Source organism: Paraburkholderia saeva (genome assembly GCF_907164555.1).
In the GTDB taxonomy this organism is placed as follows: domain Bacteria; phylum Pseudomonadota; class Gammaproteobacteria; order Burkholderiales; family Burkholderiaceae; genus Paraburkholderia; species Paraburkholderia saeva.
In genome coordinates this window covers 63,455-76,081 of the sequence record NZ_CAJQZC010000011.1, presented here as the reverse complement: position 1 = coordinate 76,081, position 12,627 = coordinate 63,455, and the positions used below count along the sequence as shown (strand labels likewise).

Below are 12,627 nucleotides of genomic sequence, written 5' to 3'. Positions count from 1 at the left end.
AGGTTTATATGGATCGGATCGAACTGGAATTGTACTTGAACAATCTTCTGCAAACCGCGAGGTTCAAGGACTATTGCCCTAATGGCCTACAGGTTGAAGGGCGCCGCCGCGTAAAAAAGATCGCGACCGGTGTGACCGCCTCGGCGGCCTTTCTGGAGGCGGCAATCGAGTGGGGCGCGGATGCCGTTTTCGTCCATCACGGCTACTTCTGGCGCAATGAAGCGCCACAGATTACCGGTCGCAAACACGGCCGCATCAAGCTGCTGATCCAGAACGACCTGAACCTGTTCGCCTACCATCTGCCGCTCGACGATCACCCGGATTTCGGCAATAACGCGCAGTTGGGCGCAAAAATGGGCTGGATCCCCGACGAAGCCCGTTTCGGCGACTCGAACCTCGGCTGGCTGAGCACGCTGCCGACGCCAGTCACGCTCGCGCACTTCACCGCGCAGGTCGAGCAGACGCTGGGCCGCACGCCGCTCGTGCTGGGTGACCCGGACCGCGAATTGCGCCGCGTCGCGTGGTGCACGGGCGCCGCGCAAAGCTACTTCGACGCCGCGATCGAGGCCGGCGCGGACGTCTTCCTCACCGGCGAGATCTCGGAATCGACCACCCACGCGGCCGCCGAGAGTGGCGTCGCGTTCCTCGCCGCGGGCCATCACGCCACTGAGCGCTTCGGCGTCCAGGCCATCGGCGCGCATCTGTCGGAGACGTTCGATCTCGAACATCTCTTTATCGATATCCATAATCCGGTCTGATTTTTGGCTAATTAGTGAACAAAAAGGCTGGATAACGGAGGGAACGCTTAAGAAACCGCATAAAAATGTTTGCGATTCGTGCGGGAATACCCTGATTTATCAAAGACTTCGCACGCTTTTTGGTATTCGGCCCTTGTAAATGCCGACTCCATTCGAGCAAACTAGCGGCGGTAGAACTGGCTTGACGGAAAAATCCAACTCAGAAGTGGGGCGTGTGATGCGAGACAAGGAAGATGAACGCGTCGACGGCAGCCGTCGTACCTGGCTGATTGCGACGACCGTAGCAGGTGGTGTAGGAGGAGTTGCCACTGTAGTGCCCTTTGTTAGTTCGTTTGCACCATCTGAAAAGGCCAAGGCAGCAGGCGCCCCGGTCGAAGTCGATATCAGCAACCTGAAGCCCGGCGACATGATGACCGTGGCATGGCGTGGCAAACCGGTATGGATCATCAACCGCACCGACAAGATGCTCGCCGACGTCAAGAAAGCGGATCAGGAAGTCGCTGATCCGGACAGCAAAAAACCCTTCACGATGCCGGAGCCGGATTACTGCAAAAACGAATACCGCTCCCGCGCCGATCGCAAGAACATCTTCGTCGCCGTTGCCGTGTGCACCCATCTGGGCTGCACGCCGACGCCGCGCTTCCAGGAGGGCGCGCAGCCCAATCTTCCCGACGACTGGCCAGGCGGCTTCCTGTGCCCGTGCCACGGCTCGACCTATGACATGGCCGGCCGCGTCTTCAAGAACAAACCGGCTCCGCAGAACCTCGACATTCCGCCTTATATGTTCACGGGCAACACGCTCCTGATCGGTAAGGACGAGAAAGGAGAAGCGTAAAAATGGCGATCGAAAAAGAAGTAGAGACGACCGGGCTGGTCGGCTGGATCGACCGCCGTTTTCCGATGACCTCGACGTGGAAGCAGCACGTCTCCGAGTACTACGCACCGAAGAACTTCAACTTCTGGTACTTCTTCGGCTCGCTCGCGCTGCTCGTGCTGGTGAACCAGATCGTCACCGGCATTTTCCTCACGATGAACTACAAGCCCGACGCAACGCTCGCGTTCGCTTCGGTCGAGTACATCATGCGCGAGGTGCCGTGGGGCTGGCTGATCCGCTATATGCACTCGACGGGCGCGTCGATGTTCTTCGTCGTCGTGTATCTGCACATGTTTCGCGGGCTGCTGTACGGCTCGTACCGCAAGCCGCGCGAACTGGTGTGGATCTTCGGCTGCGCGATTTTCCTGTGCCTGATGGCCGAGGCCTTTTTCGGCTACCTGCTGCCGTGGGGCCAGATGTCGTTCTGGGGCGCGCAGGTGATCGTCAACCTGTTTTCGGCGATTCCGTTTATCGGGCCGGATCTCTCGCTGTGGATTCGCGGCGACTACGTGGTGTCCGACGTCACGCTGAACCGCTTCTTCGCGTTTCACGTGATCGCGATTCCGCTCGTGCTGCTCGGGCTCGTGGTCGCTCACCTCGTGGCGCTGCACGAAGTGGGCTCGAACAACCCGGACGGCATCGAGATCAAGGCGAAAAAGGACGCGAACGGCGTCCCGCTCGACGGCATCCCGTTTCATCCGTATTACTCGGTCCACGATTTTCTGGGCGTCGCCGTGTTTCTGTTAATCTTCGCCGCGATCATCTTTTTCGCGCCGGAAATGGGCGGGTACTTCCTCGAGGCGAATAACTTCGTCCCGGCGAACCCGCTGCAGACGCCGCCCGAAATTGCGCCGGTCTGGTACTTCACCGCGTTCTACGCGATGCTGCGTGCCACGACCGATCCGTTCAAGATCGTCCTGATGGTCGTGATCGCGTTGCTGGGCCTGCTTGCGCTGGTGCGTGCGCGCGGCAAGTGGAAGCTCGGCCTGCCGGTGCTCGCCGTGCTGGTGATTCTGGCGATGGCGTTCACCGAATCGAAGTTCTGGGGTGTCGTCGTGATGGGAACGGCGGTGGTGTCGCTGTTCTTCCTGCCGTGGCTCGACCAGTCGCCGGTGAAGTCGATCCGCTACCGGCCGTTCTTCCACAAGGTGTTCTACGGGATCTTCGTGCTGGCGTTCCTGACGCTGGGATTCCTCGGGACGAAGCCGCCGTCGCCTGCGTCGACGCTGATCGCGCAGATCTGTGCACTGGTTTACTTTGCGTTCTTCCTCGGCATGCCGTTCTGGACACGGCTCGGACGGTTCAAACAACCGCCCGAACGGGTCCGGTTCAAGCCTCACTAACGCGCGCCAGGAGAACCCACAATGAAAAAACTGCTTTCGACGCTCGCGCTCTTCGGCGCCGCTTCGACCATGGCTTTCGCGCTGATGGTGAGTCCGGCGCACGCGGACGAGAATTTCCCGCTCGACCGCGCGCCCGATAACGCGGACAATTTCGCCTCCCTGCAGCATGGCGCGCAATTGTTTGTAAACTATTGCCTGAATTGCCATAGTGCGAACCTGATGCGATACAACCGCCTGCAGGATCTGGGCATTTCGCAGAAGGAAATCGAGAAGAACCTGTTGTTCACGACCGACAAGGTCGGTAACACGATGTCTGTGGCGATGCGGCCTGACGACGCGAAGGCGTGGTTTGGGGCGCAGCCGCCGGATCTGTCGGTGGAAGCGCGGGCGCGCAACAAGGACTGGCTGTATACGTACCTGCGCAGTTTTTACCGCGATGACACACGGCCGACAGGCTGGAACAATATGGTGTATGACAACGTGAGCATGCCGCACGTGTTGTGGCAGCTTCAGGGCCAGCGAACCGCGAAGTTCGAGGACGACACTGACGAAAGGACGGGCGAAAAGATCCGCAAGTTTGTCGGCTACCAGCAGGTCACGCCGGGAACGATGTCTCCAGTAGATTATGATTCTGCTGTTGCCGACCTCGTGTCGTACCTGTCGTGGATGTCCGAACCCGCGCAGCAGACGCGCAAGCGCCTCGGCGTATGGGTGCTGATGTTCCTCGGCATCCTGAGCTTTTTCGCCTGGCGATTGAACGCCGCGTACTGGAAAGATATCAAATAATCACGCCCTGACCGGCGTGGGGCCGGCGCAAGGAAAAACCGCGAGGCGGTTTTTCCGCGCTGGCCCTTCAGCTTTTTGAGGAAATGTAAACATGATGGTTCTGTACTCTGGCACGACTTGTCCCTTCTCCCAGCGCTGCCGGCTGGTGTTGTTCGAAAAGGGCATGGACTTCGAGATTCGCGACGTCGACCTGTTCAACAAGCCGGAAGACATCGCGGTGATGAATCCGTATGGTCAGGTGCCGATCCTCGTCGAACGGGACCTGATTCTGTACGAATCGAACATCATCAACGAGTACATCGACGAACGCTTCCCGCACCCGCAGCTGATGCCGGCTGATCCGGTGCAACGTGCGCGCGCGCGTCTGTTCCTGCTCAACTTCGAGAAGGAGCTGTTCGTGCATGTCGGCACGCTGGAAAACGAAAAGGGCAAGGCCGCCGAGAAGAATCACGAAAAGGCGCGTATCGCGATTCGTGACCGTTTGACGCAACTCGCGCCGATCTTCCTGAAGAACAAGTACATGCTCGGCGAGGAGTTCTCGATGCTCGATGTGGCGATCGCGCCGCTGCTGTGGCGTCTGGATCACTATGGCATCGAACTGTCGAAGAACGCCGCACCGCTGATGAAGTACGCCGAACGCATTTTCAGCCGTCCGGCCTATATCGAAGCGCTGACGCCTTCGGAAAAGGTGATGCGTCGTTGAGTCTGGCTCCAGGGTGAAAGCGTCGTGGTGTCGTGCTGATTGCGCGGCGTCTTTCATCCGGTACGAGGAATGTTGATGCAAGAGATTTCCACGAAGCCTTACCTGCTGCGCGCGTTGTACGAATGGTGCACGGATAACGGCTACACGCCGCACATCGCTGTACGGGTAGATAACCAGACACGCGTGCCGCGCCAGTTCGTGCGCGACAACGAAATCGTGCTGAACATCAGTTTCGAGGCCACGAGCCAGCTGCAGATGGGCAATGAACTCGTCGAGTTCAACGCGCGTTTTTCGGGGAAGTCGCACCGGATCGAAGTGCCGGTCGCGAACGTCCTTGCGATCTATGCGCGCGAGAACGGGCAGGGCATGGCGTTCCCGGTCGATTCCCCGGGTGGCGAAGCGGCGGATTCCAGCGAAGAAGATGACGCGGGATCGGCAGTCGATGCACCTGTGACGATCGGCGGCGGTGCGCCGGCGGCGGTTCCGGCCGGTTTGCAGGACGCTGCTGCGGCGCAAAAGTCCGACGACGCGGTCGATTCACCGAAACCAGACGACGACGGATCAAAAGGTGGCGGAAGAGGTCACCTCAAGGTCGTGAAATGAAGTAAAATCGCCGTCCGATGCCCCCTTAGCTCATTTGGTAGAGCACTTGACTTGTAATCATGAGGTGGTCTGTTCGAATCAGACAGGGGGCACCAGTAATATCAAGGGGTTACAGCGTTTTCGCTTGTAACCCCTTTTCGTTTCTGGCTTCCGTGTAACCGCTGTGTAACCGGATTCGGCCGAGCTTCGCCTTCCACTTAGACTTTCATTCTTGAAGCATTCCCAGGAACTGCTGACACTTTTTCTGAATCGTGACGATGTCGGATTTCGGCGAAGATAGCTGTCCCCAGAAGCGACCAGCGTTCCAGCCGAAGACTCTCCCTGCCGCGCTTGAGTTCTGCGTGAAGAAGCCCCAGAACCATAGGTCGTCCCACACCAGTGTTTCTTCGACACCGTAGCCTGCGGCGTGTAGGGAGTCGTTTATCGGATGCAGTTTGTCTCCGAGGTCGGTGACGTTGATTGAATCGAAAATCTTAAGGATCACCTTGTCGACAGGAAGGTACAACCGGTCGTTGCTTTCGATCGCGCAGGCCGTTTGTGGATCCTGAAGAAAGTAAAGATCGGAAAGATCAGAGCGGTGCAACTTCACCACGCATTTCACGAAGAGGGCGGCCGTTTTCGGCCCCCATCCTTTCACGCTCTCCAACGAACGAAACAGACGATCCCAAGGGCCGACACTCGCAGAGCGACGGGGGCTCAGGCTCTCGATATACGTTGTCAGTTCAAGCAGGGTTGGTCGCCGCTCTTGCCAAGGCGCACGATGCATATGCTCCCAAAATGGAGCAAGCAGAGTGAGCGGCGGGGACGACTGTGAGTGCACGACCATATGCATCAGGGCTATCAATCGCTGTTCTGCGGTCAAACAAGACGTGAGAGCCTTCTTGTATTCGGCGAGTTGGAATGCTTCATTCCATGAGTGGTTTTTTTCGAGAAACCTATAGATTTGCTTAAGCTTTTTCGTGGTCTTCGGCATGGGTGGTGGTTTTGCAGAGGGAAATTGGAGCGAAAGAGAGGTCTTTCGCAGCCATCTCATATATCGGCAATCAGAGGAAAATCGTTAGGAGGTCGCGCTTCCCTTGCGGAGAGCACACGTTTTCGCAAAATGTAACGCCCGAAGAAACGGGTGCGGCTGAGGGAGAATCAGTAGGCGAAATCGTAGTGAAAGGTGTCAAAATATCGCCCCTGCATCCCGGGTTTCGGACGTCTAAGCTGCACAGCGCAGACGCCAGAGCAAGCCGGGAAAAACGAACAAGGCCAAATCGGGGGAAGAATGAGAAAGACAATGACACTGTTAGTGTTGGCGACGCTCGCCGGGTGCACGACGGTATCGGACATTACGCCAGCCGGCGACGGACATTACACGGTCACCACTCAGGTTCGCGGCGGTATGACGTCGTGGGGCGAAATCACGGCTTCTAGCCTGAAGCAGGCTGACGAATACTGCCGGCAGCACGGCAAGCAGATGCATCAGGTCGACATGCAAACGCATGGTGTTCGCGGCTGGACGCCACAGGAGGCCGAACTCATCTTCGCATGTACGTGAAGACAAACCGCCGGCTGGCAATGATGAGAAGGCGCGGGTGGATGGTTGCCCTTCGCAGCCTCTGGGGTATTTGCGTTCTTCTGTATGGCCTCGATGTCTTCGCGCGCGGAAGTGGCTACCATTGCGACCGTCGATGCCATCCGATTGGATTACTCGTCGGCCTTCTGGCGTTTGGGCTTGCGTTCGTAGCCTATCTCGTCACCAGCAAGTTCAATCGCTGGCGCCGCGAACGGTCCAGCCGCAGCCGATTCTGATTTCCCCCCGTCTCCTGGAGGTTTTCTTTTCCCGGCGTGACGCCCGCACTCGACGTTGAAGTCCATGGGTGGCTCATGCCAATTGAACAGCCCGGTGCACGTCACCCGCGATAACGAGCGGCGCCCCAGCTTCGGCGTCTTGCGGCCGTCAAGCGGTGCACGTACCATCGCGCCAGAAATAAGATCGGAAGTTCACGCATGAGCTGGAATCACCAAGATTGGTTGTCGTTCGCGCAAGCCGTCGCCTCCACTGCTGCGGTCATTGGGGCCTTTGGAGTTGTCTTCTTGCAGCACCGCTTGGAAAGGCGCCGTGCAGCAGAAAAGGAACGTACCGAGGCGCGCCGGGTGCTGAACATTGCGACTGCGTTCGTGGGAAGGGCGTACAGAGTCGTCGCCGACATATCCGATGCTAGAAACGACGTCGCGCGCGTCGAGCGAGATGCCGATCGCAAAAAACATCGGAGCGACCTGACAGAAGCGATGGACGCACTGGTTAGCCTGCCGATCCATACCATTCCGACATTCAAGGCTGCTCAGCAATTGATCCGCGCGAGGAGCGAACTTGCCGCTGCTTGCCACGAGGCGTCCCGCGACCGAGGCATCGATGGTCCCGGCAACCAAGAGTACGGTGCTCCCTGGACGAAATGGGAGGCGCGCCTGGCGGAAGCGGCGAAGAAAATTCGCGACGAAGCGAATGCCTTTCAGGAGTAGTGAAGCACGGCTCATTCCATCTCCGGAAATTCGTCATGCGCGCGGCCGTCGAGCGACGCACCATCGCCCAATAAAACAAAATCGGGAGATTACACATGGGGCGCCTCACTGGGGCTACGCTTTTTGCTGCAGGTTTTTTTGCAGGAATTGCGGTTGGTTGGTTTGTCAAATATCCCCCGACCGATAGCGCCTCTGCCGCTTCTTGGGTCCAGGCATTAGGGTCCCTCGCGGCAATCGGTATTGCTGTATGGGTGCCCCTGAGAGAGCGACGTGCAACCGAGAAGCGACTCGCAGACGAACGGGCTGCCCGTTCGCGGCAACAGGCGGAACAGGTTAGAACGCTGGCGGCAGACACGGCGATACTCATACACAACAGCATTGCGCGCGCCCCGGAAAATTGGAACAAGGGCGGCGTTGGTGCAGAAGTAGAACCCTTCTCCGATCTCAGTCAGCGTGTCGTTGCCGTAGAGCAAAACGAATTCAACAAACATCGGCTTGCCATTTTGTTTGGCATGCGCGCCTTGTTGACTGAAGTTCGGGAACTTGTGCGGCAACACGACCGGCAAGGTCCTAGATGGAATGCAGAAAGCAAGCGCTTGGATGTGCAACTCGAACAAAACAGCGATCGGTGGCGGCAAATCGCAAACAATCTCAACGATGAGGCTATTAGTGCGCTCAGAGCCGTCGAGTCGGGCGCCTCTGACTAGTCCATCGGCGCGCCAAATCTGGATGTTGTTGAATGCAGGGCAGCATTAGTCAGGCTGCACCTCGTAGAAAGCCGTCATGCTATCGATCATTCGTTGTTCGCGGTATTCATGATGTCTGCGTGGCACGTCTTCTTCAGCGCAAGTGCGGAGAATCGTGAGGGCCGCGTAAACTGCGGTCACAAATCCTTACGAACTTCGATCACGTGAACCTATTCCAATGAGAATAGGAGCACATCATGATCCGACTCGCGTTAATAACCGGAATATTCGCCGCGCTGTCTGGATGCGTCGCATATCCCGCGGGGTATGGGTACGCCGACCCGGGATACGCTTATGGCCCTGGCTATGTACCTGCGTATGGCTATGGAAGTATCAACGTGTGGGCGGGCGGCGGCGGATACGGTAGTCCGTATTACCACGGCCGCGGTGGCTACTACCACGGTGGTTATGGCCATGGCTACGGCCACGGAGGCAGCCATTGGGAAGGAGGCGGTGGAGAACGCGGTGGACACGGTGGACACGGAGGAGGCGGACACGGCCACTGAAAATGGCGAGCGAGCGGAAGCCCCTTCAGAGCAATTGACCAGCCGTTAAAGTTCGCGAGCGGGCGGCCGACATCTGAAGCATGGAAAACGAAAAAGACATCCCGCTCGGCCCTGAACATCCTCGGTATGACGAGGCGCAGGCGCTCGAAAATATGGTGCGAGTCGTCCGAAAGGCGCAGGGCAAAAAGAACCCAGAAGACTGCTCATACGGGTCGCTTGAATGGCAAGCGGTAGAGGAAGACTATCTGGAGGACCTGCTGCGGGCGCTGGGCGGTGATCCCGGCGAGTTGTCCTGATGGGCTTCATCGATTGGGTCGATATTCATCAAGGTACCGCTGCCTGGATTCAAGCTATTGGCGCGGGATTGGCAATCGCCGCAGCCTTCATCATTCCGGCGCGTCAAAGGCACAATGAAGCCGCCGTCAAGCGAGTCCAAGACGCAGAGCGAAACGCTGCGATCGCTCGACGTATAAACGCGCTAGCGCATGATTATCTGTTTATGCTTGAGCAGATGGGGAAGCAGTCCGGAGGGCGCGGTAACCAGTACTACCGACTCGATGGGCTCGCGCTTGAAGACCTCATGGCCCGCCTGCGCGCCGTGGAGGGGGATGAGACAAATGCACTTCGTCTCGGCATGATATTTGATCTTCGCGCCAATGCGAGAACGTTGCGCAGACATTTTATTGGGCAGTTCGGTGAGCCCCAGGCGATAGGTGACGACAACCTTGACTTCGCCAGTCTGCGCGATCGGGCGAGATATATCGTCGGACGGACAAAAGAGGCCGCAGATGCCGCAGAATATCTTGCGATCTCTTCGAGCGGAAGTTAATAGGCTCCATCGTTTGCGGCTGGCATCGACGAGAAGCGCCGCAATTGCCAGTCACGGATCTGTACGAGAGCGTTAGCCCATTCGCCGGGTGACAAGGTGCGCCAACTTGGCTCGGGCTTTGGCCAAACCCGCTTCACCCTGAAGTGCTCGATGTCGTGCCACGCAGGGCTTGCTGGATTGGCTCGTGCAGCGGGCGTGTATAGCGAGACGTACGCCGGCAGGTTTGCCATCTTCGCAAGTTCGCGAATCACGCCGGTTGGTTTCTCCTGGCCGATGTCCTGTGCGACTTCGACGAGCGCTAACGGCAACTTGCCGGAGTAGCCATATTCGACGAACAGCACGCTGTCCAGATCGGCCATCGTGAGCGACTGTGCAGTACGACGACCGAGGAAACGATTAATCGATCGCGGTCGATGCCATACACCGTATGCACGATCGCGGATGAGAAATTGTTCTTCTTGCACGGTGATTTCCTCTAGCTAGTGCCGGGCGCTTCTCCCGGCGATCGATCCAAACGCATTAGGGCGGTTTCGTCGTTATCCATGCGCGTGGACAACTCCGTTGCAATAGCCCTGCCGATGCCTGCAAGGCCGGACATGGTCGCTTTATCTGCGTCGTCGTCGGCTAGACGTTCAATCGCAGAAAACAGACTTTCCATCTTGTCGGCAGCTTCCATTGCAGCGTCGCAAGCGCGACGACCGATCTTCACGCTATCGTTCACCGTTCGCCTCCATTCTGTTCGGCGCGCTTCCTGTATCGCTCCCTGAGTTCAAAGTTCGCATCTATACCAATGTGAGTCATTTCCTCAATGACCTTCAACATGTCGGCAGCGCCATACAGGAGTTCGGGTAAATCGTGTGGTTGAAAGGCCCCGCTCTTCATTCCCTTGCTGTCGATCTCCCAAGCTAGCAACGAAGCGACCCCGGAAAGCGTTTTGCGTAGATTTAAAGCCATCAACTCGGTCTGGTCGCATGTGTAAGAGAGCCATTCCAGTTCTTTGTCAGTCGATTTACTTGCATCCGTCTGATTCCAAAGGAATTGGATAAGGCCACCTGCATCGTGAGTTTCGCTAGGCCGCTCTCCGCCCACAACCGACGTTTCGTGTTCTGTGAAATGTTTGGCATCGTTATGCATGGTCGTTCTCCGGGGTCGCTTGTTGCGCTGCACTTGTGTCCAATATCAAATGCTGCAGCTCGCGCGCCATGTCAGCGCATGCCCACATGTAGTTATCTTGAATGCGGTCGGCCATCATCCGAAAAGACTCACCACATTCACCACATGTCACCGTAAGCATCGCGCTCAACTTCTGAACGATCGCATCTGCGCGATCTTGGTGGTCGAGATTAAACATGACGCGCCTCCTCGACGAATGCGGCGGAGCTGCTCAGCACATATTCGATGTAGGTTGCAGCATCGGCCTTTCGCTGCTCCGCGACCGGCTCAGTCGCCGAAAGCTTCCGCATTTTTCGCATCAGCACAAGAAGAACGTCAGTGAGCTGCTCGACATGCTTCGGATCGATGTCTATTTCGTGATCGATGAGACCGTTGTCGTGGAGCGTCACGGTAATCGACGAGGAAACCGGTGTCGGACCACTGCGATCTGACCGCGGAATGAGTCTTATAACTGGAGCCTTATGCATGACGAACCTCCTTCAGGTGATCCACTGTTGCCGAGATAAATTCTGACTTCACGCCGGCCAGTTCCTGCGCGATCTGAATGAGCGCCTGTGCTTTGTGGATGTCGTTCTGATTTTCCTTCTCAAGTAGGTCGGACGCACACCCCATGAGCGTGCTGAGGTTCAGAAAAAGCAAAGATGCGTTGTGCAGGTCGCTGCTAGCCTGACCGATAGCGTATTCGTACTGGTTACCGGCCATGACCCGTCTCCCTCCTGAAGAAGTCGCTTCCCGATTCAGCGCGCTCCATCTGATAGCCAGTTGTTTCAACGCCGATCTGTGCGAGCAAAAACGCCTGGCTAAAGTTCGCATCTGGGCCGGCAGCTTCTTCGATGGCAGCAAACAATGCCCCAGCGTGCTGCAGAGCAACCATTGCGGCCGCCAACTCTTGCTGTGCGCGCATCGCCAGTCCAACGGCAGTCGTGGACTCGGCCGCTCGCAATTCGCTGTTCAGGGTTTCAGTCATTTAGGGCCTCCACAAGTGCAGCTTCAACTTTGATGCTGAGGTCCGACAGCAAAATGTACATTGCCTCCCTTCGCCCATCGAGATGGTCCTCAAGCATCGACGGATCACCGCTGAAATTGAGCAGCAGTGCAGTGAGTTGGCGGGGCGCCCGCCGTGCGTCTTCTTTCTTGTCCTCTGCAATCGCATCATATTTCTTGTCCATGGTATTTCTCCTATCAGGCTAAGACGCGCGCCGAAGACCGGCGCGGTTCCTACGCTACGCCTCAGCTGACTGCCGCCAACTGCGCCTGCCGCGCGGGGGCCAGCGGCTCGATCAGTTCGAGCAGGCGTCGCGGCATCCTTCCGTGTGCAAGGCCTTCTGGCTGCGGGTCGCCATCGTCCCAACAGACAGCAGCAGAACCGTCTGAATAGATCTTGACCGCGGTTCCCATGCGGCGAAGCCATATGCTCCGGACGCGATCGCCTTGGTGAATTGAGGTATTTGGGACTTTCCCGCATCCCGCTGCTGAATGGGGCGAACACAGACGAGTCGATCGGCTGGAGCTCTGCGGAACCTTCCGAGCCCGACAGTGGACGTCGGTCGACCGGATTGCAATCTCTTGCGCGATACGCGCGGCAAAGCCGTCGCGGAACTCACGCGTGTGCTCTGCGACGTGCTGCGCCTTATCGCATGCATTCAGCAAATCGGCCAGGACGCTGTCGCGGTAGTCGGCCATGCTCGCGCTCGGACAGAGCAGCCAGCGGCGTGCAGCCTCGACGCCTGCTGCGGGGAATGAAACGGGTTTCACGGCATCAATTCGGTTCATGGTGGTTCCCTCGGTTGATCGACGT

Annotated in this window: 22 protein-coding genes and 1 tRNA gene; 12 read left to right on the top strand and 11 right to left on the bottom strand. The window is 57.7% G+C overall.

What is annotated here, in order from left to right:
* Positions 1–8 precede the first annotated feature (8 nt).
* The 7 genes from LPA36_RS24495 to LPA36_RS24465 all read left to right on the top strand — a co-directional run bounded on the left by LPA36_RS24495 (position 9) and on the right by LPA36_RS24465 (position 5,162).
* The gene (locus tag LPA36_RS24495; RefSeq protein WP_228882531.1) at positions 9–758 is read left to right on the top strand and encodes a Nif3-like dinuclear metal center hexameric protein; all 750 of its coding nucleotides are present in this window, start codon (positions 9–11) and stop codon (positions 756–758) included.
* A 217-nt stretch (positions 759–975) separates the two neighbouring features.
* Positions 976–1,593 carry a ubiquinol-cytochrome c reductase iron-sulfur subunit gene (petA, locus tag LPA36_RS24490; RefSeq protein ID WP_228882529.1) on the top strand — a complete coding sequence of 206 codons (618 nt, stop codon included), beginning with the start codon at positions 976–978 and terminating at the stop codon, positions 1,591–1,593.
* Positions 1,594–1,595: 2 nt separating this feature from the next.
* A complete protein-coding gene (locus LPA36_RS24485; protein ID WP_228882528.1) occupies positions 1,596–2,975 on the top strand; it encodes a cytochrome b in 1,380 nt (459 codons plus the stop codon).
* Between the two features lie 21 nt (positions 2,976–2,996).
* Positions 2,997–3,761: a cytochrome c1 gene (locus tag LPA36_RS24480; RefSeq protein ID WP_228882526.1), complete on the top strand. Its 765-nt coding sequence runs from the start codon at positions 2,997–2,999 to the stop codon at positions 3,759–3,761.
* Positions 3,762–3,852: 91 nt separating this feature from the next.
* Entirely contained in the window at positions 3,853–4,464 is a 612-nt protein-coding gene (locus LPA36_RS24475; protein WP_090537322.1) for a glutathione S-transferase N-terminal domain-containing protein, read from the top strand.
* 75 nt (positions 4,465–4,539) lie between these two features.
* Entirely contained in the window at positions 4,540–5,067 is a 528-nt protein-coding gene (locus LPA36_RS24470; RefSeq protein ID WP_228882524.1) for a ClpXP protease specificity-enhancing factor, read from the top strand.
* Between the two features lie 19 nt (positions 5,068–5,086).
* A tRNA-Thr gene (locus tag LPA36_RS24465) sits at positions 5,087–5,162 on the top strand.
* Positions 5,163–5,272: 110 nt separating this feature from the next.
* On the opposite strand, the gene LPA36_RS24460 is transcribed toward LPA36_RS24465, so the two are convergent.
* The gene (locus LPA36_RS24460; RefSeq protein ID WP_228882522.1) at positions 5,273–6,040 is read right to left on the bottom strand and encodes a hypothetical protein; all 768 of its coding nucleotides are present in this window, start codon (positions 6,038–6,040) and stop codon (positions 5,273–5,275) included.
* 309 nt (positions 6,041–6,349) lie between these two features.
* Between LPA36_RS24460 and LPA36_RS24455 the strand changes: the two genes are divergently transcribed.
* Positions 6,350–6,610 (top strand): hypothetical protein, encoded by a 261-nt coding sequence (locus LPA36_RS24455; RefSeq protein WP_228882521.1) that lies wholly within the window; start codon positions 6,350–6,352, stop codon positions 6,608–6,610.
* Between the two features lie 149 nt (positions 6,611–6,759).
* On the opposite strand, the gene LPA36_RS24450 is transcribed toward LPA36_RS24455, so the two are convergent.
* Positions 6,760–6,930, bottom strand: coding sequence for a hypothetical protein (locus LPA36_RS24450; protein ID WP_228882520.1), 171 nt, complete (start codon positions 6,928–6,930; stop codon positions 6,760–6,762).
* Between the two features lie 132 nt (positions 6,931–7,062).
* Here LPA36_RS24450 and LPA36_RS24445 point away from each other — a divergent pair, with 132 nt between their 5' ends.
* The 4 genes from LPA36_RS24445 to LPA36_RS24425 all read left to right on the top strand — a co-directional run bounded on the left by LPA36_RS24445 (position 7,063) and on the right by LPA36_RS24425 (position 9,656).
* Positions 7,063–7,575, top strand: coding sequence for a hypothetical protein (locus LPA36_RS24445; protein WP_228882519.1), 513 nt, complete (start codon positions 7,063–7,065; stop codon positions 7,573–7,575).
* 95 nt (positions 7,576–7,670) lie between these two features.
* Positions 7,671–8,282: a hypothetical protein gene (locus LPA36_RS24440; protein ID WP_228882518.1), complete on the top strand. Its 612-nt coding sequence runs from the start codon at positions 7,671–7,673 to the stop codon at positions 8,280–8,282.
* Between the two features lie 625 nt (positions 8,283–8,907).
* The gene (locus tag LPA36_RS24430; RefSeq protein ID WP_228882516.1) at positions 8,908–9,123 is read left to right on the top strand and encodes a hypothetical protein; all 216 of its coding nucleotides are present in this window, start codon (positions 8,908–8,910) and stop codon (positions 9,121–9,123) included.
* Positions 9,123–9,656, top strand: coding sequence for a hypothetical protein (locus tag LPA36_RS24425; RefSeq protein WP_228882514.1), 534 nt, complete (start codon positions 9,123–9,125; stop codon positions 9,654–9,656). The genes LPA36_RS24430 and LPA36_RS24425 overlap by 1 nt, the downstream gene beginning before the upstream one ends.
* Here LPA36_RS24425 and LPA36_RS24420 read toward each other — a convergent pair.
* The 9 genes from LPA36_RS24420 to LPA36_RS24380 form a co-directional block, all read right to left on the bottom strand.
* A complete protein-coding gene (locus tag LPA36_RS24420) occupies positions 9,653–10,120 on the bottom strand; it encodes a hypothetical protein (protein WP_228882513.1) in 468 nt (155 codons plus the stop codon). The two genes, LPA36_RS24425 and LPA36_RS24420, sit on opposite strands and share 4 nt — an antisense overlap.
* A gap of 11 nt (positions 10,121–10,131) precedes the next feature.
* Complete coding sequence (locus LPA36_RS24415; RefSeq protein ID WP_228882511.1) at positions 10,132–10,377, bottom strand: hypothetical protein; 246 nt, start codon at positions 10,375–10,377, stop codon at positions 10,132–10,134.
* The gene (locus tag LPA36_RS24410; RefSeq protein WP_228882509.1) at positions 10,374–10,790 is read right to left on the bottom strand and encodes a hypothetical protein; all 417 of its coding nucleotides are present in this window, start codon (positions 10,788–10,790) and stop codon (positions 10,374–10,376) included. The genes LPA36_RS24415 and LPA36_RS24410 overlap by 4 nt, the downstream gene beginning before the upstream one ends.
* Positions 10,783–11,007: a hypothetical protein gene (locus LPA36_RS24405; RefSeq protein ID WP_228882507.1), complete on the bottom strand. Its 225-nt coding sequence runs from the start codon at positions 11,005–11,007 to the stop codon at positions 10,783–10,785. The genes LPA36_RS24410 and LPA36_RS24405 overlap by 8 nt, the downstream gene beginning before the upstream one ends.
* Positions 11,000–11,296 carry a hypothetical protein gene (locus LPA36_RS24400; RefSeq protein WP_228882505.1) on the bottom strand — a complete coding sequence of 99 codons (297 nt, stop codon included), beginning with the start codon at positions 11,294–11,296 and terminating at the stop codon, positions 11,000–11,002. Before LPA36_RS24400 ends, LPA36_RS24405 begins: the two co-directional genes overlap by 8 nt.
* Positions 11,289–11,531, bottom strand: a complete 243-nt coding sequence (locus tag LPA36_RS24395; protein ID WP_228882504.1) for a hypothetical protein — start codon at positions 11,529–11,531, stop codon at positions 11,289–11,291. Before LPA36_RS24395 ends, LPA36_RS24400 begins: the two co-directional genes overlap by 8 nt.
* The gene (locus tag LPA36_RS24390) at positions 11,521–11,796 is read right to left on the bottom strand and encodes a hypothetical protein (RefSeq protein ID WP_228882503.1); all 276 of its coding nucleotides are present in this window, start codon (positions 11,794–11,796) and stop codon (positions 11,521–11,523) included. Before LPA36_RS24390 ends, LPA36_RS24395 begins: the two co-directional genes overlap by 11 nt.
* Positions 11,789–11,998: a hypothetical protein gene (locus LPA36_RS24385; RefSeq protein ID WP_228882502.1), complete on the bottom strand. Its 210-nt coding sequence runs from the start codon at positions 11,996–11,998 to the stop codon at positions 11,789–11,791. The genes LPA36_RS24390 and LPA36_RS24385 overlap by 8 nt, the downstream gene beginning before the upstream one ends.
* Positions 11,999–12,059: 61 nt before the next feature.
* On the bottom strand, positions 12,060–12,602 hold the full coding sequence (locus LPA36_RS24380; RefSeq protein WP_228882501.1) for a hypothetical protein: 543 nt from the start codon (positions 12,600–12,602) through the stop codon (positions 12,060–12,062).
* Positions 12,603–12,627: the final 25 nt, after the last annotated feature.